The organism is Klebsiella spallanzanii, assembly GCF_902158555.1.
Classification (GTDB): Bacteria; Pseudomonadota; Gammaproteobacteria; order Enterobacterales; family Enterobacteriaceae; genus Klebsiella; species Klebsiella spallanzanii.
This window is the reverse complement of the sequence record NZ_CABGGS010000001.1, coordinates 282255-304142: the sequence shown is the minus strand read 5'-3', so window position 1 is coordinate 304142 and position 21888 is coordinate 282255. Positions and strand designations below refer to the sequence as shown.

The 21888-nt window shown below is 53.2% G+C and carries 20 protein-coding genes; 7 read left to right on the top strand and 13 right to left on the bottom strand.

Going from position 1 to position 21888, the window contains the following annotated elements:
* The first annotated feature begins 13 nt into the window (after positions 1-13).
* Entirely contained in the window at positions 14-2158 is a 2145-nt protein-coding gene (gene dinG / locus FN082_RS01525) for an ATP-dependent DNA helicase DinG (RefSeq protein ID WP_142461886.1), read from the top strand.
* Between the two features lie 42 nt (positions 2159-2200).
* Positions 2201-3169 (top strand): DNA-binding protein YbiB, encoded by a 969-nt coding sequence (ybiB, locus tag FN082_RS01520; RefSeq protein WP_142981036.1) that lies wholly within the window; start codon positions 2201-2203, stop codon positions 3167-3169.
* Between the two features lie 124 nt (positions 3170-3293).
* Here ybiB and ybiJ read toward each other — a convergent pair whose 3' ends face one another.
* The 5 genes from ybiJ to FN082_RS01495 form a co-directional block, all read right to left on the bottom strand.
* On the bottom strand, positions 3294-3554 hold the full coding sequence (ybiJ, locus tag FN082_RS01515) for a DUF1471 family protein YbiJ (protein WP_045395040.1): 261 nt from the start codon (positions 3552-3554) through the stop codon (positions 3294-3296).
* A gap of 285 nt (positions 3555-3839) precedes the next feature.
* Entirely contained in the window at positions 3840-4106 is a 267-nt protein-coding gene (locus FN082_RS01510) for a DksA/TraR family C4-type zinc finger protein (RefSeq protein WP_142981035.1), read from the bottom strand.
* 70 nt (positions 4107-4176) lie between these two features.
* Positions 4177-4854, bottom strand: a complete 678-nt coding sequence (gene ybiX / locus FN082_RS01505; RefSeq protein ID WP_139538818.1) for a PKHD-type hydroxylase YbiX — start codon at positions 4852-4854, stop codon at positions 4177-4179.
* A gap of 45 nt (positions 4855-4899) precedes the next feature.
* Positions 4900-7188: a catecholate siderophore receptor Fiu gene (locus tag FN082_RS01500; protein ID WP_142465810.1), complete on the bottom strand. Its 2289-nt coding sequence runs from the start codon at positions 7186-7188 to the stop codon at positions 4900-4902.
* Positions 7189-7478: 290 nt separating this feature from the next.
* Complete coding sequence (locus tag FN082_RS01495; protein WP_142981034.1) at positions 7479-8093, bottom strand: flavin reductase family protein; 615 nt, start codon at positions 8091-8093, stop codon at positions 7479-7481.
* A 95-nt stretch (positions 8094-8188) separates the two neighbouring features.
* Between FN082_RS01495 and rlmF the strand changes: the two genes are divergently transcribed.
* A complete protein-coding gene (rlmF, locus tag FN082_RS01490) occupies positions 8189-9103 on the top strand; it encodes a 23S rRNA (adenine(1618)-N(6))-methyltransferase RlmF (RefSeq protein WP_142981033.1) in 915 nt (304 codons plus the stop codon).
* Here rlmF and ybiO read toward each other — a convergent pair.
* The 6 genes from ybiO to rhtA form a co-directional block, all read right to left on the bottom strand.
* Positions 9098-11308: a mechanosensitive channel protein gene (gene ybiO / locus FN082_RS01485; RefSeq protein ID WP_142461879.1), complete on the bottom strand. Its 2211-nt coding sequence runs from the start codon at positions 11306-11308 to the stop codon at positions 9098-9100. The two genes, rlmF and ybiO, sit on opposite strands and share 6 nt — an antisense overlap.
* 111 nt (positions 11309-11419) lie before the next feature.
* The gene (gene glnQ / locus FN082_RS01480) at positions 11420-12142 is read right to left on the bottom strand and encodes a glutamine ABC transporter ATP-binding protein GlnQ (RefSeq protein ID WP_139538823.1); all 723 of its coding nucleotides are present in this window, start codon (positions 12140-12142) and stop codon (positions 11420-11422) included.
* Positions 12139-12798, bottom strand: coding sequence for a glutamine ABC transporter permease GlnP (glnP, locus tag FN082_RS01475; protein ID WP_004100490.1), 660 nt, complete (start codon positions 12796-12798; stop codon positions 12139-12141). Before glnP ends, glnQ begins: the two co-directional genes overlap by 4 nt.
* Before the next feature lie 98 nt (positions 12799-12896).
* Positions 12897-13643, bottom strand: coding sequence for a glutamine ABC transporter substrate-binding protein GlnH (gene glnH, locus FN082_RS01470; RefSeq protein WP_139538824.1), 747 nt, complete (start codon positions 13641-13643; stop codon positions 12897-12899).
* Between the two features lie 375 nt (positions 13644-14018).
* Positions 14019-14522 (bottom strand): DNA starvation/stationary phase protection protein Dps, encoded by a 504-nt coding sequence (gene dps, locus FN082_RS01465; protein WP_082237395.1) that lies wholly within the window; start codon positions 14520-14522, stop codon positions 14019-14021.
* 234 nt (positions 14523-14756) lie between these two features.
* Positions 14757-15644, bottom strand: a complete 888-nt coding sequence (gene rhtA, locus FN082_RS01460; protein WP_142461877.1) for a threonine/homoserine exporter RhtA — start codon at positions 15642-15644, stop codon at positions 14757-14759.
* 353 nt (positions 15645-15997) lie between these two features.
* Here rhtA and ompX point away from each other — a divergent pair, with 353 nt between their 5' ends.
* Positions 15998-16510, top strand: a complete 513-nt coding sequence (gene ompX / locus FN082_RS01455; protein WP_110275359.1) for an outer membrane protein OmpX — start codon at positions 15998-16000, stop codon at positions 16508-16510.
* A gap of 61 nt (positions 16511-16571) precedes the next feature.
* Here the strand turns inward: ompX and FN082_RS01450 are convergent, their stop codons facing one another.
* Both FN082_RS01450 and mntS read right to left on the bottom strand, forming a co-directional pair.
* Positions 16572-18149, bottom strand: coding sequence for a phosphoethanolamine transferase (locus FN082_RS01450; protein WP_142981159.1), 1578 nt, complete (start codon positions 18147-18149; stop codon positions 16572-16574).
* 268 nt (positions 18150-18417) lie between these two features.
* Positions 18418-18543 (bottom strand): manganase accumulation protein MntS, encoded by a 126-nt coding sequence (gene mntS, locus FN082_RS01445; RefSeq protein ID WP_139538826.1) that lies wholly within the window; start codon positions 18541-18543, stop codon positions 18418-18420.
* Between the two features lie 183 nt (positions 18544-18726).
* Between mntS and mntR the strand changes: the two genes are divergently transcribed.
* The 3 genes from mntR to FN082_RS01430 all read left to right on the top strand — a co-directional run bounded on the left by mntR (position 18727) and on the right by FN082_RS01430 (position 21835).
* Positions 18727-19200, top strand: a complete 474-nt coding sequence (mntR, locus tag FN082_RS01440; protein ID WP_139538827.1) for a manganese-binding transcriptional regulator MntR — start codon at positions 18727-18729, stop codon at positions 19198-19200.
* A complete protein-coding gene (locus FN082_RS01435; protein ID WP_139538828.1) occupies positions 19197-20309 on the top strand; it encodes an anion transporter in 1113 nt (370 codons plus the stop codon). Before mntR ends, FN082_RS01435 begins: the two co-directional genes overlap by 4 nt.
* Before the next feature lie 149 nt (positions 20310-20458).
* A complete protein-coding gene (locus FN082_RS01430; RefSeq protein ID WP_142981032.1) occupies positions 20459-21835 on the top strand; it encodes a glycoside hydrolase family 1 protein in 1377 nt (458 codons plus the stop codon).
* Positions 21836-21888: the final 53 nt, after the last annotated feature.

Below are 21888 nucleotides of genomic sequence, written 5' to 3'. Positions count from 1 at the left end.
TTCAGGTTTTCTCATGGCTTTGACCGCTGCGCTAAAAGCGCAAATCGCCGCCTGGTATAAGGCGCTCCAGGAACAAATTCCGGACTTTATTCCCCGTCCCCCGCAGCGGCAAATGATTGCCGATGTCGCGAAGACGCTAGCCGGGGAAGAAGGGCGGCACCTGGCGATTGAAGCGCCGACCGGCGTCGGCAAAACCCTGTCATACCTGATCCCCGGTATTGCCATCGCTCGCGAAGATCAAAAAACGCTGGTGGTCAGTACCGCCAACGTTGCATTACAGGACCAGATCTACAGTAAAGACCTGCCGCTACTGCGCAAAATCATTCCCGACCTGCGCTTCACCGCCGCCTTTGGCCGCGGGCGCTACGTCTGCCCGCGTAACCTGGCCGCGCTCGCCAGCAGCGAACCGACGCAGCAGGACCTGCTGGCTTTCCTGGACGACGAGCTCACGCCAAATAACCAGGCAGAACAGAAGCTGTGCGCGACGCTGAAAGCGGATCTTGATAGCTATAAATGGGACGGTCTGCGCGATCATACCGATAAAAACGTGGATGATTCTCTGTGGAGCCGCCTGAGCACTGATAAAGCCAGCTGCCTTAACCGCAATTGCTACTATTACCGCGAATGTCCGTTCTTCGTTGCCCGGCGGGAAATTCAGGAAGCGGAAGTGGTGGTGGCGAATCACGCGCTGGTCATGGCGGCCATGGAGAGCGAATCGGTGCTGCCGGATCCGAAGCATCTGCTGCTGGTGCTGGATGAAGGCCACCACCTGCCGGATGTCGCCCGCGATGCGCTGGAGATGAGCGCGGAAATTACCGCCCCATGGTACCGCCTGCAGCTGGACCTGTTCACGAAACTGGTTTCTACCTGCATGGAGCAGTTTCGTCCGAAAACCACGCCGCCGCTGGCGAATCCCGAGCGTTTGAACGCACATTGCGAAGAGTTGTTTGAGCTGATCTCCTCCCTGAATAATATCCTCAATCTCTATATGCCGGCCGGACAGGAGGCGGAGCACCGCTTCCCGATGGGTGAGCTGCCGCAGGAAGTGATGGAGATCTGCCAGCGTCTCGCGAAGCTTACCGAAACCCTGCGCGGCCTGGCGGAGCTGTTCCTGAACGATCTGAGTGAAAAAACCGGCAGCCATGACGTGGTGCGTCTGCACCGGGTTCTTTTACAAATGAACCGCGCACTGGGGATGTTTGAAAGCCAAAGTAAACTGTGGCGGCTGGCGTCGCTGGCGCAGTCATCCGGTGCGCCGGTTACAAAATGGGCCACGCGCGATCTGCGGGATGGCCAGATGCATATCTGGTTCCACTGCGTGGGGATCCGCGTCAGCGATCAGCTGGAAAGGCTGCTCTGGCGCAGCGTTCCGCATATCATCGTGACCTCGGCGACGCTGCGTTCGCTCAATAGCTTTTCGCGTCTGCAGGAGATGAGCGGGCTGAAAGAGAAAGCAGGCGATCGCTTTGTGGCGCTGGATTCGCCCTTTAACCATGTCGAACAGGGTAAAATTATCATCCCACAGATGCACTATGAACCGCTTATTGACAACGAAGAGCAGCATATTGCGGAAATGGCGGCTTATTTTCGTGAGCAGGTCGAGAGCAAAAAGCATCTTGGCATGCTGGTGCTGTTTGCTAGCGGAAGGGCGATGCAGCGTTTTCTCGAACACGTTACCGATCTGCGCCTGCTGCTGCTTGTTCAGGGCGATAAACCACGCTATCGGCTGGTGGAACTGCATCGCAAACGGGTTGAAAACGGCGAGCGTAGCGTACTGGTTGGGCTGCAATCATTTGCAGAAGGGTTAGATTTGAAAGGCGACCTGTTAAGCCAGGTGCATATTCATAAAATTGCGTTTCCGCCGATAGACAGCCCGGTGGTGGTGACCGAAGGCGAATGGCTCAAAAGCCTCAACCGCTACCCGTTTGAAGTCCAGAGCCTGCCAAGCGCTTCATTCAACCTGATCCAGCAAGTTGGCCGCCTGATCCGTAGCCATAGCTGTTGGGGAGAGGTAGTCATTTATGACAAGCGCCTGTTGACCAAAAACTACGGTAAACGTTTGTTGAACGCATTACCCGTATTTCCGATAGAGCAGCCTGTCGTCCCTGAGGTTATAGTAAAAACTAAAGTAAAACAGACGCGTCGCAAACGGCGTTAATGGTGCAATGTCGACGATGTGAGAAGCTCAGAGGAGCCTGCAATGGACTACAGCAAGATCATTAAAGAAGTCGGGCGCGGAAAAAACCATGCCCGCGATCTGGATGAGGATACGGCCCGCGCGCTCTATGCGCGGATGCTTAGCGGCGAGGTGCCAGACCTTGAATTGGGCGGCATTCTTATCGCCCTGCGCATTAAGGGCGAAGGTGAAGCAGAGATGAAGGGCTTTTATGAAGCGATGCAGGCCCATACGATTAAGCTCACTCCACCGGTCGCTAAACCGATGCCGATTGTGATCCCCAGCTACAACGGTGCGCGTAAACAGGCAAACTTGACGCCTCTGCTTGCCGTCCTGCTGCATAAGCTTGGTTTTCCGGTCATTGTTCATGGCGTAAGCCACGATCCAACCCGCGTGCTGACGGAAACTATTTTTGAACTGATGGGGATCCCGGCGACGCTTCATGCGGGTCAGGCCCAGGCGCGGTTAGACAGCCACCAGCCGGTTTATATGCCGATAAGCGCATTTTGTCCGCCGCTGGAGAAACAGCTGGCGATGCGCTGGCGCATGGGTGTGCGTAACAGCTCGCATACGCTGGCCAAGCTGGCTACTCCTTTTGCGGAAAATGACGCGCTGCGCCTGTCGAGCGTTTCGCACCCCGAATATGTCGGTCGGGTGGCGAAATTCTTTGCTGAAATCGGCGGACGGGCGTTGCTGATGCACGGTACCGAAGGCGAGGTTTATGCTAACCCACAGCGTTGTCCGCAAATCAGCCTGATCGATGCCACCGGTACCCGGGTGGTTAACGCGCGTCAGGATGGCGCAGCTGCGCAGGTAGCTGTACTTCCGGTGTCAAAAGATCCCGAAGTGACCGCACGCTGGATTGAGCGCTGCATCGTGGGGAGCGAGCCGCTTCCGCAGTCGCTGAAAATTCAGCTGGCCTGCTGTCTGGTGGCGACCGGAGAAGTCTTGTCGCTGGAACAGGGGCTGTTGAAGGTCGAAGAGAGCTGGTAAACGTATCCGCAGGTCAAAAAAAAAGCCCGTCCAGTGGCATGGACGGGCAAGGCAAGGGTATTAAAGGATCTTACAGGGTTAAAACAGTGGCATTACAGGGTCTTGCTACAGGAATATCTGGCGATTATTTGTAGATAACCGCGGTACCGCTAACTTTGTTATTGGTGTTAGCGGAGGTGATGCTGTAACCCGTCGCGCCAGCGGCATCCGCTTTTGCAGCCAGTTTGGCTTCCAGTCCGTCCAGCGTCGTCGCGCCTTCTGCGGAAACAACACCGATTTTGTTCATACTTTCTGCCTGAGCTGATGTTACTGGCTGAGCGGCGAATGCGCCGAAGGACAGAGCGGAAAGGGCGATAGCAGCGGCAGCATATTTGATGTTTTTCATAGTTAATCTCTCGCAGGTTGTCTTGTATAGGGGACGATGTTCCGTCGATGTGATAAGTATCACGGTTTTTGGCGAGAGATAAAATCGAAGGAAATTAACAGTCTTCATCGAATTTTTTGAATGATTATTAATTTATTGAATATTAATAAATTATTTTAGCCAGTGAAGACAAAACCCGTTATGGCGGAACGGGAGGGGCTACAAGGGCACATTTTGCCACTCCGTTTGCGAAAAAACGTGCGCGAAAAGATAACATGACCTGTGGTAATGAACGGTAAATGTTGGTCAGCGAAGCTGGCTGTCCTTAGAACCTCTGCGATTATATCCTGAAAATGTATTGTTATGTAAATCTATCTGCTGTTGGCATTTAAGGCAATATTTCACCCCCGCAACCGCCTGTCGGCGAGCTTCCGGTATTGGCTCTGCGCATTCTTCACAAAATTTGTTGCTTTCCCCCGATGACAGCTCATTTCGTGCCCGCGCGATCGCGTCGTTGATGGTGCTGTCTATCTGTTCCTGCACGGCGTCATCATTTGCCCAACCTGATGCCATAGCTCACCTCACTTTCTCGTAGATCTATAGTATAGAGAATATATGGGGGTAAAAAATGACCAGGCAAGGTTCAGATTTCTGACCATTCCCGTAGCAGATTGTGGTACAGGTTGAGCAGAGACAGGACTTCCTCGCTTTCACCGTGGCGACCTTTTAACTTCTGAATATTGCCATCCAGCTCAAACAGCATGGCGCGGCGCTTATCATCGCGGATCATCGATTGAATCCATAAGAACGAAGCGACGCGGGTACCTGATGTAACCGGAGTGACGCAGTGAAGGCTGCTTGAGGGGTAGAGCACCAGATCACCTGCTGGGAGTTTAACGGAGTGCTGGCCATAGGTATCGTTGACGACCAGTTCACCGCCTTCGTAACTCTGCGGATCGCATAAAAAGAGCGTGGCGGAAAGATCGGTACGCATCCACCCGCCCTGCGCCTGGCTGCGCACTGCGCCGTCAACGTGGAAACCGTAAGTTTCGCTCTGCTGATAACGGTTAAACAGCGGACTGGAAATCGCCTTTGGCAGCGCGGCGGCAAAAAACAGCGAGTTGCGATTCAGCGCCGCCAGCACTTTGCCCTGAAGTTCAGCGTACAGGCTGCTGCGGGTATCCACTTGCTGGTTATTTTTGACCTGAGCTCCCTGATCGCCGGTTGTGGCACGTCCATCAATCCATTCAGCCTGCTGTAGCTGGGCAGAAAAATGGTCCACTTCCTGAGGGCTGAGAACGGCGGGAATATGATACATCATCGGTTTATCTCCTGAGAAAACGGGGCGTTGACGCCCCGCAGTGGATCAGAAATGCATATTGGCGGTAAGCAGGAAGGTCCGCGGTTCGCCCGGGTGATAGCGGTAGCCGCTCTTATTAATAGAGGCAACATAGTCGGTATCAAACAGGTTATAGACGTTCAGTTGTAGGTCGAGATTACGGTTAATGCGATAGCCGACCTTGGCGTCAGCCACCCAGTAGCCTTCGGTGTAAGATGGGGTACCGACCGCGCCGTCGCTGCCGCGATGCATGCTACCGACGTAACGTGCGCCAGCGCCGATGGAGACAGCATCGGTGGCCTGATACTGGCTCCACACGGTAAACGCATGTTCTGGCGTATACGGCAGGGCGCTGGTGCCATCCTGAGCGGTGTTTGCACCTTCCTTAATGCTGGCGCGCTGTTGGGTATAGCCGCCGATAACCTGCCAGTCAGGAGTGATATTACCGGCGAGAGAAATCTCATAGCCTTCAACGCGTTTCTTGCCGTACTGCGAATAAGTGCCATCGTCGTTCTGTTCGACTTCGTTTTCAATATCGGTACGGAAGAGGGCGGCGGTCAGCAGCAGGCGCTTGTCCATCAACTCCCATTTGGTGCCCACTTCGCTGGTTTTGGCTTTCTGCGGTTTAAAGTCGGTACGGTTGGCGCTGTTGCCGGTGCCGCTTTGCGCAAGGGTAAAGTTACTGCCCCCCGGAGGCTGCTGCGAGACGGCGTAGTTGACATAAATATTGCCGTTCTCGGTCAGATGGTATAGCGCTCCGGCTTTCCAGTTCACCAGATTGCCGCTGGTGGAGGTATCGACCGTGGTCACCGGGGTATTTTTTTCTACTCCGGCAGGACAGGCGATAGCGCCGCGTCCAGTACCGCCGCACAGGCTCGCGCTATCGTATTTGGTCTGGTAGTTATCCAGACGGATCCCGCCATTTAGTTCGAACTCCTGGGTAATTTGCAGGGTATCGAAAGCATAGACGCCGAACGTATCCGTTTGCCCGTTGGCGTTGGCGCCGCTGCGGTTCAGGCCGCCAATAGAGATATCGCTGTTCGGATGATAAATATTCACCGCTGGTGGCGTGAGCGGATATACCCCGTAGTTAGTCTGCGTTTCACGAGTGAATTCCACCCCGGTGCTGACATCATGACCGATGGATCCGGTATAAAACTTCGAGGTCAGGTTAGTCTGGTTAGTGAGGATCTTGTTACTGATATCTTTAGTGTTCGCCAGACGTGACCAGGTCCAGGTGCCCACATCGTTGGGATTGGGCTGGGTAATATTTGATGCACCGCCCATCACCGCCGTCATGAGATAATCCTGCTTTACGCGCGACCAGCGGGTCGTGTTCCGAATGGTGGTGGTATCGCTCAGATCGTGCTCGAAACGCATAGTGACGGTATCGGTCGTGGAATCATCGTAGTCAGAGTTGGTTCCGTAAAAGTTGCTGGTGGCAACTTTACCTGAATGATTCAGCGCCGAGGTACTGGCATTGGGTGCGGAATAGCCCGGTAGACCGATGGTCGGAATGCCACCATCAGGCGTGTTGTGCTGGGTTACGTGAAGATAGTTAAGGTACAGGCGGTTTTCGGTACCGAGGCCGAATGCGGCGGATGGCGCCACGCCGTAACGCTCGTTTTGCACCTTATCGCGGCCGGCATCGTGAGTTTTTTCGCCCATCAGATTGAGGCGCACCGCGCTGGTTTCGCCAATGGCCTGGTTAATATCCAGCGTGCCGCGCCGGAACCAGGCGCTACCTACGCTTGCGGAAGCATCGATGCCGGAGTCCAGGCGCGGCTGTTTGCTGATCATATTGATTGAACCGGTCGGCGCGCTGCGGCCGTAGTCGGAACCAGACGGCCCCTTGATAACCTCAACCTGCTCAGTGTTGAAGGTATCGCGGCTGACGCTGCCGATATCGCGAATACCATCAACGTAAATACTATTGGAGGTATCCGCGCCGCGCATATAAATGGCATCGCCGGTGGTTGAGTTACCATTTTCACCAGCGAAGAACGCACCGACCCCGGGGACGTTTTTCAGCGCGTCGGTGAGGTTAGTGACGCCCTGATCTTTCATCACCTGTTCCGAGACAACGGTAACCGTCCTCGTCGTGTCGGCTATGGGGCGTGAAAATTTAGGGTCGGCGGAGTGGGTTGGCGCATACAGCGATGGGGTTTGCGCTTCAACCACCAGCGTTTCACCAGCGTTTTTTTCAGTGTTGTCCGCTGCAAGCACCTGGCCGGACGGAGAGAGACTCAGGCATAAGCCGGTGAAGATTGTCAGCGAGTTAAAACTGCTGAACGGCAAATTGTTGTTTTTTTCCATATCAATAAGTGACTTATAGTTTTAATTAGGCCATAACGACCGTAGACGAAGCTATGCTTCATCCCGACCACTGCAGGTGATTTTTTACAAAAGCAATGAGTTTGATAATGATTTCGATAATCATTATCAAAAAACGGCCGAATTTTTATCACTCATTTATAAAAAAATAAATACATTTATTTACATTGACTGCTTTTTTTCTACATAAATCGAGTGGAGATAAGAGAGAGTAAAGCCAAAGACTCCCGACCTGGATGCAGGCTTATATCGCAGGTCAGGATGATGGGGGGCTAACGTGCATCCGGACGAACAAGGTCGAAGCGCAGGCTTTCGTCAATGCCATAATAGGCGCTGGGTCCTCCGGCGCGCAGAATCGGTTGGGCTTTGGCGGTCTGGTAAATGCCATCCTCAAGCAAAGATTCATCAATATGCACTGCCACGACTTCGCCCAGCACCAGCCAGCTTTCAACCGCTAGCCCTTCAGCGCTGGTTAACTGGATGCACTGCGAGAGGCGGCACTCGAAGTTTACCGGGCTTTCAGCTACACGCGGGGCGCTGATGATGCGGCTGGCGGTGGGGGTCAGCCCGGCGCGGGCAAATTCATCTTCGTGACGCGGTATACTGGCGGAGGTTTCGTTCATCGCCACTGCCAGAGGGCGAGTGGCCAGGTTCCAGACAAACTCTTTAGTCTCGACGATATTTTGCACGCTATCTTTCCAGCCGCTGCTGGCAAAACCAATAATCGGCGGCCGATAGTTAAAGCAGTTAAAAAAACTGTAGGGCGCGAGGTTACGTTGGCCGCTACTGTCAAGAGAGGAAATCCAGCCGATGGGGCGCGGCCCGATGATGGCATTAAGCGGGTCGTGCGGCAGGCCGTGTCCGTGCGATGGTTGGTAGAAGTACATACGACACCTGTGAGAAAAAAGGAGATATCCAGACTCACTTATTTACCGCGCCGCCGTCAACGGGTATCTTACGCGGCTGTTCAGAGGAGATTACCATGAAAGCCCAGAAACCGGGGTTGCACCCGCGTAACCGTCACCATCAACGCTACGACCTGACCGCGCTGTGTCAGGCTCATCCTGAGTTGCAGCGCTTTATCACATTGAACCCGGTGGGTGAGCAGACCATCGACTTCGCCAATCCGTTGGCAGTGAAGGCGCTGAATAAAGCGCTGCTGGCGCACTTTTACGCGGTGAAACATTGGGATATCCCCGAGGGCTTTCTTTGTCCACCGGTTCCGGGTAGGGCGGACTATATTCATCACCTCGCCGATTTGCTGGCGCTGGATAACGGGACGATTCCGGCGAATGCCAGCATTCTTGATATCGGCGTTGGCGCAAACTGCATCTACCCACTGATTGGCGTTCATGAATACGGCTGGCGTTTTACCGGCAGCGAAGTGAATGCCGAAGCATTTGCCAGCGCGCAGGCTATCGTTAACGGTAATCCAGGATTGACTCGTCAGATTCGCCTGCGTCGGCAAAAAGATGCCAAAGCGATTCTGACCGGCATTATCCATAAAAATGAGAACTACGACGCGACCCTGTGCAACCCGCCGTTTCATGATTCCGCCGCCAGCGCGCAGGCGGGCGGTGAACGTAAACGTCGTAATCTGGGGCTGGGCGAAGACAGCGTGACCAACTTTGGCGGCCAGCAGCAGGAGCTGTGGTGCGAAGGGGGCGAGGTGGCCTTTATTACCCAGATGATTCAGGAGAGCCAGCAGTTCGGCCGTCAGGTGAAATGGTTTACTTCGCTGGTTTCCCGTGGCGACAATTTGCCGCCGCTTTACCGCGCGCTGACCGACATCGGAGCGGTGAAAGTGGTGAAAAAAGAGATGGCCCAGGGCAATAAGCAAAGCCGCTTTATCGCCTGGACCTTTATGGACGAAGCCAAACGTCGCCGTACTTTATAGCGTAGGCTCCGCGGGGGCCGGTGGTCCTGCTGGTGCTGGCATCGGTAGTACCTGATAAGTTTGTACCGGTGCCCGTACTCCTGCAAGATCGAAATGCCTTTTCACCTGGGTATCAAGGGCGAAACGCACCGTCCACTGCTTCAGCGGCAGGGTGGTGAAGGTAACGCGCAGGGTGAAGGCCGTATTGCTTAAGCCCACCAGCCCTGCAAAAGAGGGTTCGCCAATGATCAGACCACGAATATCGTCCTGCGCCATCACCTCTGCTACTGCGTCTTTCAGCGCCTGATTGGCCTTATCCAGACTCTCCTGCCGGTCAACATCATAGTTGGCGACAACCGAACCGATACCGCGCACAAAGTTAGCGAAGGTCGTTATCGAGGACCACGGAATAATATGGTAAGCGCCGGTATCCTGGCGCACGCCGACGGAACGAATCGACATCCGTTCCACCGTTCCGGTTAATGGCCCGATCGTCACCAGATCGCCGGTATTCATGCCGTTCTCAAACTGGATAAAGATCCCGGTAATAATATCTTTGACCAGGGTCTGCGCGCCGAATGAAATGGCGAGGCCCAGCGCACCGGCACCGGCCAGCAGTGGGGCGATATTCACGCCTACTTCCGAGAGCAGGATCATGATAGTAATCGTGCTGATCACCACCGCCAGCGCGTTGCGAAATAGCGTCAGCAGCGTACGGGCGCGGGCGCTGGGCAGCGGGCGACCATGAATATCCGATGCCAGCCGGTTCTCAATCAGGCTGGCGAGCAGCGTCCAGCCAATCGCCGAGAAGAACAGGATTAGCGCGATGCGAATCAGCACATCTACCGCTTTTTGCCCGCTGCCGTTATGCATCCACTGCCAAAAATCGAACAGTCCCCACGCGCTGAGCAGCAGCATTATCGCCACGCAGACCGTTAAGATCCGCGCCGCTTTCAGCGATGCAGAGATCCAGCCGTTAAGCCGCTTTTGCAGTTCGGGATAGTTGCGCTGGGTTTCTGGCGACAGGGTGATGGTTTTTGCTATCCAGCGTGACAGAATTCCGGAGACCAGCGCGGCGGCGCCGATGATGGCCAGGCTGCGCAGCGTGGCGCCCATCATAAACTTCAGGCTGTTGCCGGGATCGAACAGTGAGAAGAAAAACAGCACGATAAAATAGGCGCAGGCCAGCCAGTGCCAGACCAGAGCAAAGGCGCGAATAAACAAGCTAAAGAAGGCTAGTGAGCGGTCGGCGAGATGGATAAGCCCTTGGGTAATCAGTTTTTTATTGTGGAATATCAGATACAGCGCCCAGAGAGTAATACACAGCATAATAACGACGTTGGCCAGCGCGCCGACCTGCACGTTGACCTGATTAGAAATAATGGGTACCGCGACGATCAGGCCATAGCCAATCAGGCTGCTTAGCGCGCTCAGGCGCAGGTTCCAGTATTTTGCCGCTTCATCGCTGAGGTTGAATGGACGTAGCTCGGGGATTCGCGGGCAGAAAATGAGCCGCAAAATGGCTTTGAAAAACTCAATGAGCGCGAAGGCGTTAAGGAACAGGCTTTGCTGAAAGGCGATGGTGGGATTATTACCGTTCAGGCGATCGCTTAGCAGCTGGCCGACGAACAGCGTAAGGGCCAGCAGAAGCAGGTCAAAAATAAACGCCCCGGCGATAGTCGAAGGTAGCTGCAGCCAGTTGCTGCGATCGCGGTTTTTATGCCGTCCCCAGTGGCCCATTTTGCGATACAGCGGCAGGGCTGCCAGGCGTACCAGCCACCAGAAGGCAAAGACCAGCCCCGCCAGCAATAAGAAATGCCAGGCCGCGCTGGTAAAGGTTTGGGAATTAAAAGGTTTGTGCGGAGAGCCGGTGATGTTGCGCCATAGCTGAGAAAAACGTGATGAGAGCTGCTCGCCGTATTCGCGGCTGAATTGGGTGACGTTTTCCAGCACCGTGGCCTCATCTTTTATTTCCGGCGGCGTCAGTTTCGGCGTGCTGTCCGGTGGCGGCGTAGCGGCGGCCTTACGTAGTTGATCGATAAGTTCCTGACGGGCATCGGCGTTTTCAAGAACGTCAGCCAGCGCGCCGTAGGCTGCTTTCTTTTGTGCCAGATCGGGTTCGCTACTGCTGGATTGGTCCGTCGTGGTTGCCGGGACGCCGGGCAGCGTTGCGGCCGATAGCGGGGCGGTGAAGAGTAAAGCGAGCAGTAACAAAATCTGCGGCACAGGCACCTCCATTGCATCTCAAACCGTTAAGTATAGAAGACGAGATCCGGAGGGTCAGGTTGGGATGATTCTGGAAAGCGGCCCTCCTGCGAATGGGAGGGCCGTTGGGCATCAGGCTACGTGCTGTAAAAACTCGCGCAGACGCGGGCTTGGTGGGTTCTTAACCAGCATCTGCGGATCGCCATCTTCCGCAATACGCCCTTTATCGATAAAGATCAGACGCGAAGCCACTTTCTCGGCGAAGCCAATTTCGTGGGTGACGATGACCATGGTCATGCCTTCTTCGGCCAGATCCTGCATCACTTTCAACACTTCGTGACGCAGCTCGGGATCAAGCGCTGAGGTGGGCTCATCGAAAAGCATCATTTTTGGCTTGACCGCCAGCGCGCGGGCAATGGCAACGCGCTGCTGCTGACCGCCGGAAAGCTCAGAAGGGTAGTGGTGTGCACGTTCCGCCAGACCTACTTTCTCCAGCAAGTCTTTAGCCAGTTTCTCCGCCGCTGCTTTATTCGCGCCGCGAACGCGCAGCGGGCCGAACATGACGTTTTCCAGCGCCGTCAGATGCGGGAACAGATAAAACTGCTGGAACACCATACCGGCTTCCTGGCGAATCAGGCGCTCATCAACCTTCGGGTCATTAACTTTCAGGCCGTCGACAATCAGATCGCCGCTGGTAATCTCTTCCAGTTTATTAATACAGCGCAGCAGAGTCGATTTACCTGAACCGGACGGGCCGATAATGACGACGACTTCGCCCTGGTTGATCTTCAGATCGATATCATGCAGCACTTTGGTTGGGCCAAAATGCTTGGAAACGTTTTTAAATTCAATCACAGGATTTTCATCCTTCTTTCAAGTCGACGCAGAACAAAGCTCAGCACCAGGGTAATGATCAGATAGATAACGGCAACGGCGCTCCAGATCTCCAGTGCGCGGAAGTTACCGGCAATGATTTCCTGGCCCTGGCGGGTCAGTTCGGCAACGCCGATGACGATAAACAGCGAGGTATCTTTGATACTGATAATCCACTGGTTGCCCAGCGGCGGCAACATACGACGTAGCGCCAGCGGCAGGATGACGTAGCGAATGGTTTCCCGGCGAGAAAGACCTAACGCCAGGCCCGCTTCGCGAAAGCCTTTATGGATAGACAACACAGCGCCGCGGGTGATTTCCGCAATATAGGCGCCAGAGTTGATCATAATGGTGACCACTGCCGCTGAGAACGGGTCGATACGTAAATCGCTAAACGCCATTGGCAGGGCAAAATAAATGAACATCACCTGCACCACAATCGGGGTGCCGCGAATGATTTCGATAAACACCAGCGCGATGTGGTTGGCGATCCAGCCGCCGAAACAGCGGGCGAAACCGGCCACCAAACCGATTATCAAACCGCCGACCAGGCCGAGGACGGAAATCCACAGCGTCATTTTGGCGCCTTCCAGCAAAATAGGAATGGCGGGCCAGATGGCACTCCAGTCAAACTGCATAATGTGTTCCTGTTACCGTGTCGAAAACAGAGGAAAGCCCTCTGAGAAAACTATTCAGGCCTGCTTATCAGCAGGCCTGGAAGAGAAAACGCTCATTATTATTTTGGTTCAGTACCGAACCATTTTTTATAAATTTCGTTGTAAGTGCCGTTTTCACGCAGCGTTTTTAGCGCGCCGTTCACTTTTTCACGCAGTTCGTCGCTACCTTTCGGGAAAGCGATACCGTAGTTTTGCGCTTCCAGCGATTCACCTACTGCTTTGAACTTGCCGTTGCCCGCCGTTTTGATGAAGTAAAGAATGTTTGGCGTATCGTGCAGGACCGCATCGGCACGACCGGTACCCAGTTCCATATAGGCGTTATCGATGTTCGGGAACTGGCGCAGATCTTTAGTCTTAATATTGGCTTTCGCATAGTCAACGGAACCGGTACCGCCTTTCACGGCAACCACTTTACCGTTCAGATCTTTAACGTCTTTAATGTCGTTATTATTGGCGTTAACCATCACCAGCAGGCCGCTTTTGTAGTAGCCATCGGAGAAATCGATCGCTTTTTTACGTTCATCCGTAATGGTGATACCCGCCAGCGCCAGGTCAATATTTTTGGTTTGCAGCGCCGGGATAATGCCGCTGAAGTCCATTGGCTTCAGGGTGTAATCGAGCTTCAGCTCTTTCGCGATGGCAGCCCACAGATCAACGTCGAAACCAACATACTGATCGCCTTGTTTAAATTCGAACGGAACAAACGCCGTATCTGTCGCGACAACCAGTTTTTTATCAGCGGCTTGAGAAGAAACCGCAAAAGCCAGGGTCAGTGCAGCCAGTGAAACTTTAAATACAGACTTCATAGCATTTCCTTTTTTATCCACGGGACGATCCCCTGCGAGAACGAGTAGCCTTATGAAAAAATCGTGCCAGTTTTACAACCTGTTGTTTTATAACAACCAGGATAAATCCCGTTGCACAATTTTGATAACGGATAACGTTAATTGCACCTATTTGGGGCGCTATTTTGGTGCATCATAAGGGCATCGCATAACAAGAGCATTTTTAACGCAAACCCTGATGTTAAAACAATCTCGTCGTAACGATTGTGTGAGGTGATTATTACAATTGATTTACTTTAGCGCGCATTTTGCACATTTACATGCACTAACCTGGTGCGTTTCGGTGGGCGTGAGAAAATAAAAAAAAGCCGCCAGCAGGGCTGACGGCGATTGGCATTATTCAATGTTAGCTTCGATGAACCACAGGAATTTATCCAGGTCGCGGGAAGCAGCGGTGAAGATATCTGCAGTATCTTCGTCTTTCGCTTCGTCGATGGCTTTACGTACATCGTTGGCAACGATGGCATAGCGGTCGGCCAGCTCTTTCAGATGGTCCTGTACGCTATGGATGTCCAGCGGATAGCTTTTCAGCGGACTTTTGCTATTGATGACCTGAGTTGTCCCCAGCGCCACGCCACCAAGCTGTACGGCACGCTCAGCCATGGTATCAAGGTGGTCGACCAGCGCAGTGCGGAAGCCGTCCAGCATTTCATGAACGGCGATAAAGTTTGCACCGCGCATATTCCAGTGAGCCTGTTTGGTAATCAGCGACAGGTCAATGAACTGGATCACCTGGCGATTCAGCAGCTCAACGGTCACTTTCTTCGCGCTATCTGCGACGTCGTTACGGGTATAGAGCAGATTCGTTGCTTTAGTTTTAACCAGTTTTGCGGTACTCATAGTGTCATATCCTCTTGATATTTGTGCTCGTCATATTTCAAATTTGAATTATGCGGAGCGTCTCGTCCCAATAACTTGCGGAATTAAGTATAGCAACGGATATGAGTTTTGCAGTGGCGGTAGTCTCTATCGGTCTGATAGCGAGGGTCTGTTGGTTAACTTTATCTATTGTAAAATCATAAGATTCGGTGGTTTAAGGTTCTGCGGAATAGCTACCACCGCAGAACCTGGCGGTTAGCTGAGGTCCACTTCCTTTATTTTACTTTCCCTGCGCATCGTTAAGGTGGAGCCCATTGAAGCAAGGATGATCGCGCCGAGCGCCAGCGTCTGGGTCGCAGTTAGCGTTTCACCGAGAAATACCATTCCGGAAAGCGCGGCGAGGGCAGGCTCCATACTCATCAGGGTACCGAACGTCTTGCTGGGCATACGGGTCAGAGCAACCATCTCCAGAGAGTAGGGCAGCGCGGTCGATAAAATGGCGATCCCGAGTCCGGGTAATAATAGCCCCCACTGAAACAGCGTATCGCTGGCCTGAATCATCCCCATTGGCACGAAAACGATCGCGGCAATGAACGACCCCATGGCGACCGTTGCCGGACCATGTTCTTCTCCTGCACGCTGGCCGGTCAGAATGTAGACCGCCCAGCATGCCCCGGCGCCGAGCGCCAGCAGCGCGCCAATGGGATCGATCTGCGAAACGCTTTGCCCCAGCGGCAGCAGAAACCACAGCCCGAGCACCGCCAGGGCCACCCAGACAAAGTCGAGGGGACGGCGGGAGCCAAAGAGCGCTACCGCCAGCGGTCCGGTGAACTCCAGCGCAACCGCTATCCCCAGCGGAATTCGTTGAATCGATAAATAGAACAGGTAGTTCATCGCGCCTAGCGACAGGCCGTATAACAGCAGCGGCAGGCGTTGTTCAGGGGAAAAACGTAGACGCCAGGGTTTAAAGACAACCACCAGGATTAGGGTTCCGAGAGCCAGGCGCAGGGCAGTGACGCCCGGTGCGCCGACGAGTGGGAACAATGATTTGGCCAGCGAGGCGCCACTCTGGATGGAAACCATGGCGATTAAAATAACCAGTATCGGCAACCACGCCGGTACTTTACGAGACGAGCCGGGCATCCTTTCTCCTGTCAGAATTTGTCAAATGCGGTAAAGGTTCCAGTGTAATTGAATTACCCCGCGGCGGTTGAGCTAATGTTGAAAAAAAGAGCCTAGAAAGCAGTACAATAGGATGGGATGCGAAGATAAATTCACCAGATGATTAGGAATTATCTGGATGCATGTCTGGCGCTTTATGAGCCTTAATAGGACTATATTTGTAAAAAGGGTTTGTTTTCCAGTTTGTTATAGAAACGTAGAAACCTTTAGTTACATGAAAAAGTTCGTTAGACACTGTAAAGTGAAAAGAGTTTCCCAAAAGTTTTTGATATATTTAAGGCTTAGGACTTATTAGAAACACATTTGAGGTGGTTATGAATAAAATTGCACGTTTTTCAGCACTGGCCGTTGTTCTGGCTGCATCCGTAGGTACCACTGCTTTCGCTGCAACATCTACCGTTACCGGTGGTTACGCTCAGAGCGATATGCAGGGTGAAGCGAACAAAGCAGGTGGCTTCAACCTGAAGTACCGCTACGAGCAAGACAATAACCCGCTGGGCGTTATCGGTTCTTTCACCTATACCGCTAAAGATCGTACCGAAGATGGCGTTTACAAAAAAGGCCAGTACTACGGTATCACCGCTGGTCCGGCATACCGTCTGAATGACTGGGCAAGCATCTACGGTGTAGTGGGTGTTGGTTACGGTAAATTCCAGGACAACAGCTACCCGAACAAATCTGATATGAGCGACTACGGTTTCTCTTACGGTGCTGGCCTGCAGTTCAACCCGATCGAAAACGTTGCTCTGGACTTCTCCTACGAGCAGTCTCGCATTCGTAACGTTGACGTTGGCACCTGGATTGCTGGCGTAGGTTACCGCTTCTAATCACTTCGGTGATGTAAAAAATCCGCCTCAAGGGGCGGATTTTTTTTGCCTTTAATTTTCTTTAGTTAACCGTGAACGCATCGGTGCCAAGATGGGTATAGTCCACTTTTTTTAACTGGAAGTTGGTGATATACGTCGTCCCGGCTTTCTGCTCGGAGATAAAACGATAGCGCGGAGTAATCTCCTGAGCGCTGATCCCGGTCCACTGTGAGAAGAAACTGAGGAAGTCATTAGCGGAACGCCGCGCTTTAATGACCTTATGCGCTTTATCATCACTGGACAGCACCATAAACGGTACCTGGAAGTTCTGCTGATACTTATCGTCATGCGCCAGATACTGCACCTCTTTTCCGCGCTCTTTAAACGCCAGACCATGATCGGAAAAGTAGGTCATGGAGAAGGTCTCGCCGGAGTTTTGTAGCTGACTATAAAGATTGCTTAGCAGCGTATCGGTTTGCGTCATGGTGTAGAGATAGCAGGACGTCTCTTTCGACTGAACAAAAACGGTGTATTTCCCTTTGGTTCGGTCGCATGCCTGCGGATGGGAGCCCATCAGATGCAGAACAATCAACTGCGGCTGGGAACGGCGGGTGGCGAGCACCTGCGCGGTCAGCTTTAATAACTGCTCATCCTGGGTGTTTTTATTGGCTTCGAAATCGCCGTTCTTGAGGAACTGCACTTCATCCGCGCGTTTGGCGATACTGGCAATCGCCGTATCGTATTCGCCAATTTGTCCCTGATTCGAAAACCACCATGTCTGAAAACCGGCGCGGTTGGCGAGGGTGACGAAGTTATCCTGAAACTGCGGCTTATTATCGACGACGCGATTGAGAGTCAGGCCCAGTGACTTCTGCGTAGAGCCGCTGGCAGCGATGTAGTCATTGAACAGATAGCCTTTTACCGAACTGGCGAATGGCGTGTTGTCCCAGTGGCCGCCGAAGGCACCGAGCGCATCGCGACGCGCGCTCTCCCCGATAACCACGACGTACAGATGATACTTTGGCTTCACTGCCAGCACGTGCCAGCTGTCTTTCATGTTCGCCAGTTGAGTCATTCGTGCCTGCTCATCCAGCACTTCATTATTATTGACCACCACATCTTTAACGAAGCGCACGGCCGGGTAGCCGGTATCGATAACCTTAAAGACGCCGCCCCAGGCGAGATTTTGCACCGGCTGCAGGAAGAAAATACCGATGCAGAACAGTAGCCCCAGGGTATCCAGTTTTCCCCAGCGCGCCGACGCTTCCGGTTTACGGCGCACGGCAATTACCCCAAGCACAAAGATAAACACCGCCAGCAGATAGTTGTACCACGGGAAGATCGTCAGGATCTCGGTGGACTCTTCGATATTGGTGGCATGCAGCGCCAGCAGCGTGTTGAAATTCGGTGCGCCATAGGCCTGGCCAAACGGGTAGTACATCGCTGCCAGCAGCGAATATGCGCCAATGACCACCTTTTGCACGCGCGGAAAGCTTCGCCAAAGCAGATGCAGTACGCAAGTAAAAGCCACGGTATAGAGCAGGCTAAAATCGTAGCCCAGCGCCAGATTAATAAACAGCGATTGTAAAAAGTAGAATCCTGTCCATGGGTTCAGTACCAGTCCGCGGGCGACCAGCGTTTCTTTCAGCGTGACATTCATAGTAAACAATCAAAAAAGAGCCATGTGCGTCCCCTGGCATCAAGGGGTAAAACCTGCTGGACAGTGCGTGAAGAGGGTCTCTGCGAGCCGCAGTAGTGGCAGGGCTGACAAAAGATAGGGCTTGCAAATGTTAAGGTCAACTATCCATAACGGATTGTTTTGGGAGGACGCTTACAAAACTTGAAAAAAGTCGCTGAAGTGCTGAGTAATCAGCCAGTTTGAAGGGCAATTGTGACAGAAAAATGAAGCGGCGTACCGCGACGCCGCATTAGTTGTTAGGTTTGTCCTGCTGAGGTTTGCCGTTGATCAGATCGCACAGCATACCAATAAGCATTAACCGGACTTTAAAAGGAGAATGGGTAAACACGTTTAAGCACCTCTTGAATTCGTTCATAACAGACCTCCTGTAATTTCGTCCTTCGCTCCTTGAAGGATGTGTGTATTACATACAGATATAGCACAGGCTATATCTTATAGCTATGGCTAAAACGTTAATTTTTTGTTCTCTGTGCGCGATCCATTACAATGGGGATCCTTTTATATGATGCTTGATGCGTCACAGGAATGAGGAAGCACAATGAACCGTCGCGCAGGTAAGCCAATAACAAAAAAAGTGACGCAGCTAGTGAATGTCGAAGAACACGTTGAGGGATTCCGTCAGGTGCGCGAGGCGCATCGTCGGGAGTTGATTGATGACTACGTGGAGCTGATTTCCGATCTGATCCTCGAGGTAGGCGAAGCCCGTCAGGTGGATATGGCCGCGCGTCTCGGCGTATCGCAGCCAACAGTTGCGAAAATGTTAAAACGACTGGCCAGCGTTGGGCTGATCGAGCAGATCCCATGGCGGGGGATCTTTTTAACTCCGGAAGGCGAGAAGCTGGCGCATGAAACCCGCGAACGCCACCAGATCGTCGAAAACTTTTTACTGGTGATTGGCGTCAGCCCGGAGATTGCTCGTCGCGATGCCGAAGGGATGGAGCACCACGTCAGCGAAGAGACGCTGGCCATGTTTAAACAATTTACCCTCAAGCAGGGGCCGCAGGGAGAATGAACCTCGTCTTTGTTCAGTCGCTGACCCGCGACCGCTTTTTACATCTGCTGCTGATTGTTGGCATTGTTTTAAGCTTCTTTGTACCGTTTGCCCCCGGAAGCTGGCTTCATGCCATTGACTGGCACACGATTATCACCCTGAGCGGGCTGATGCTACTGACCAAAGGCATTGAACTTAGCGGCTATTTTGACGTGATAGGCCGCAAAATGGCGCGCCGCTTTGTGACCGAGCGCCAGCTGGCCATTTTTATGGTGCTGGCTGCCGCGCTGCTATCGACCTTCTTAACTAACGACGTGGCGCTGTTTATCGTCGTACCGCTCACGCTGACGCTGAAAAAATGGTGCGCTATTCCGACGAGCCGGTTAATCATTTTCGAGGCGCTGGCGGTGAACGCCGGATCGTTATTAACCCCTATTGGTAACCCGCAAAATATCCTGCTATGGGGGCGATCCAGTCTTTCATTCCCGGCTTTTATCGGCCAGATGTTGCCTCTGGCGGCGGCGATGATGATCACCCTGTTGGCGTTGTGCTGGTTCTGTTTTCCGGCAAAGCATCTCAACTATCAGAGTCGTGACAGGTCGCCTTCGTGGCGGCCGAAGCTGGTCTGGAGCTGCCTGGCGTTTTACCTGGTCTTTTTGACGGCGTTAGAGTTAAAACAGGAATTGTGGGGGCTGGCGCTGATTGCGGTCGGTTTCCTGCTGCTGGCGCGAGCGGTAATTATCAACGTTGACTGGACGCTGTTGCTGGTTTTTATGGCGATGTTTATTGACGTTCACCTGCTGACCCAGCTACCCGTTCTACAGCACGCACTCAACGGCGTCGGCCAGCTCTCTCCGGGAGGATTGTGGCTGACGACGATTGGCCTGTCGCAGTTTATCAGTAACGTCCCGGCGACTATCTTGCTGCTTAACTACGTTCCTCCTTCAATACTGTTGGCCTGGGCGGTTAACGTCGGCGGCTTTGGTCTGCTGCCGGGTTCTCTGGCAAACCTGATTGCGCTACGAATGGCGGGCGATCGCCGTATCTGGTGGCGTTTTCACCTTTACTCTATCCCCATGCTGCTGTGGGCGGCGCTGGTGGGCTACGGGCTGATAACCGTGCTCATGTAATACAGCAGTCATACAGGCCGGATCGCGAGTATCACGATCCGGCTTTTTTATGCGCTGCGTTCACAAAAACGATCCTTAAATTTGCCTGATGACGAAATTTTGTTTATATGACTAGTCATGAAATAAATATGACTAGTCATGAGGCGGCAATGAACAGAACACTACCGGCAGATTTTTTATGGGGCAACTCGGTTTCCAGTATGCAAACCGAAGGTGCATGGAATGAGGGCGGGAAGGGGATGTCGGTCTACGATATCCGCCAGCCTGCGGAATTTGCTTCCGACTGGAAAGTCGCCACCGACTCTTACCATCGTTATCGGGAAGATTTCGACCTGATGCAGGATCTGGGGATGAACTGCTACCGCTTCCAGATCGCCTGGAGCCGCGTCTGCCCGCAAGGCGATGGTGAATTCAATGAAGAAGGCATCGCCTTTTACCACCAGTTTATCGATGAGCTGATTGCCCGCGGTATTGAGCCGATGATCTGCCTGTATCACTTCGATATGCCGCTGTCGCTGGCTGAACGCTACAACGGTTTCACCGACCGCCGCGTAATGGAGGCTTTTATCCGCTACGGGCAGAAGATGATCGACTGCTTCGGCGATAAGGTGAAGTGGTGGCTGACCTTTAATGAACAGAATCTCTATCATATGCCGGACGCGTTTCTGATTTCAGGCTATATGCGCGGAGAGAAAACCCTGCGCGAGCTGTATCAGATCCAGCATCACGTCATGATGGCCCACGTTCATCTGACGCAATATCTGCACCAGGCCAAACCGCAGTGCCTGATGGGCGGTATGCTGGCCCATGCGCTGGTCTATCCGGCCACCTGCAAACCGCGCGATATCCTTTGCGCGCAGCAGCTCGATGAGTTCTTAAATCAGAACCTGCTGCGCGCCTATGCCGGGGAGGGCTATAGCCCGGAAGTGATGCACGTTGTCGCCCACGAAGGCTTTACTGATATCTATCGCGAAGATGATCTGGCGCTAATGGCGAAAGTAAAAATCGACTATCTGGCCTTTAGCTACTACGCCAGTAAGGCCCTCGACAGCGATGCGATTCCGCCGGGCACGCCGGTGAACTATTACATGCAGTTTGGTGATAAAAAGAACGAATACCTGCAGGCCACTGAGTGGAACTGGCAGATTGACTCGCTAGGCTTTCGCACCATCATTACCCGCTATTACAACGACTGGCGGCTGCCCGTGTTCCCGATTGAAAACGGCATCGGGGTGATTGAGTCCTGGGATGGCGAAAACCAGGTGGCTGATGATTACCGCATCGCCTATCACCGTGACCATATCAATGCCATGAAAGAGGCGATCGTTGAGGACGGCGCGCAGGTGATTGGTTACCTGGGCTGGGGGTTGATCGATATCCTCAGCTCACAGGGCGATATGCGTAAACGCTACGGGGTTGTTTACGTGAATCGTGAAAACCACGATCTGAAAGACCTCAAACGCGTGCCGAAGAAAAGCTATGCCTGGCTGAAGCGGGCTATTCACAGCAACGGCGAAGAGATGTAACGGCGCGTCAGGCGGGCAGATAGTGTATTCTGCCCGCCAGCCACCATCAGCAA

Bases quoted from the DNA above. Each gene is read 5' to 3' on its own strand.
- dinG (WP_142461886.1), top strand. From the start codon at position 14: ATGGCTTTGACCGCTGCGCTAAAAGCGCAAATCGCCGCCTGGTATAAG.
- dps (WP_082237395.1), bottom strand. From the start codon at position 14,522: ATGAGTACCGCAAAACTGGTTAAAACTAAAGCAACGAATCTGCTCTAT.
- mntS (WP_139538826.1), bottom strand. From the start codon at position 18,543: ATGAACGAATTCAAGAGGTGCTTAAACGTGTTTACCCATTCTCCTTTT.
- ybiJ (WP_045395040.1), bottom strand. From the start codon at position 3,554: ATGAAAAACATCAAATATGCTGCCGCTGCTATCGCCCTTTCCGCTCTG.
- ybiB (WP_142981036.1), top strand. From the start codon at position 2,201: ATGGACTACAGCAAGATCATTAAAGAAGTCGGGCGCGGAAAAAACCAT.
- rlmF (WP_142981033.1), top strand. From the start codon at position 8,189: ATGAAAGCCCAGAAACCGGGGTTGCACCCGCGTAACCGTCACCATCAA.
- FN082_RS01450 (WP_142981159.1), bottom strand. From the start codon at position 18,149: ATGAATGTCACGCTGAAAGAAACGCTGGTCGCCCGCGGACTGGTACTG.
- FN082_RS01495 (WP_142981034.1), bottom strand. From the start codon at position 8,093: ATGTACTTCTACCAACCATCGCACGGACACGGCCTGCCGCACGACCCG.
- rhtA (WP_142461877.1), bottom strand. From the start codon at position 15,644: ATGCCCGGCTCGTCTCGTAAAGTACCGGCGTGGTTGCCGATACTGGTT.
- ybiX (WP_139538818.1), bottom strand. From the start codon at position 4,854: ATGATGTATCATATTCCCGCCGTTCTCAGCCCTCAGGAAGTGGACCAT.
- glnP (WP_004100490.1), bottom strand. From the start codon at position 12,798: ATGCAGTTTGACTGGAGTGCCATCTGGCCCGCCATTCCTATTTTGCTG.
- FN082_RS01435 (WP_139538828.1), top strand. From the start codon at position 19,197: ATGAACCTCGTCTTTGTTCAGTCGCTGACCCGCGACCGCTTTTTACAT.
- FN082_RS01500 (WP_142465810.1), bottom strand. From the start codon at position 7,188: ATGGAAAAAAACAACAATTTGCCGTTCAGCAGTTTTAACTCGCTGACA.
- ompX (WP_110275359.1), top strand. From the start codon at position 15,998: ATGAATAAAATTGCACGTTTTTCAGCACTGGCCGTTGTTCTGGCTGCA.
- FN082_RS01510 (WP_142981035.1), bottom strand. From the start codon at position 4,106: ATGGCATCAGGTTGGGCAAATGATGACGCCGTGCAGGAACAGATAGAC.
- glnH (WP_139538824.1), bottom strand. From the start codon at position 13,643: ATGAAGTCTGTATTTAAAGTTTCACTGGCTGCACTGACCCTGGCTTTT.
- FN082_RS01430 (WP_142981032.1), top strand. From the start codon at position 20,459: ATGAACAGAACACTACCGGCAGATTTTTTATGGGGCAACTCGGTTTCC.
- mntR (WP_139538827.1), top strand. From the start codon at position 18,727: ATGAACCGTCGCGCAGGTAAGCCAATAACAAAAAAAGTGACGCAGCTA.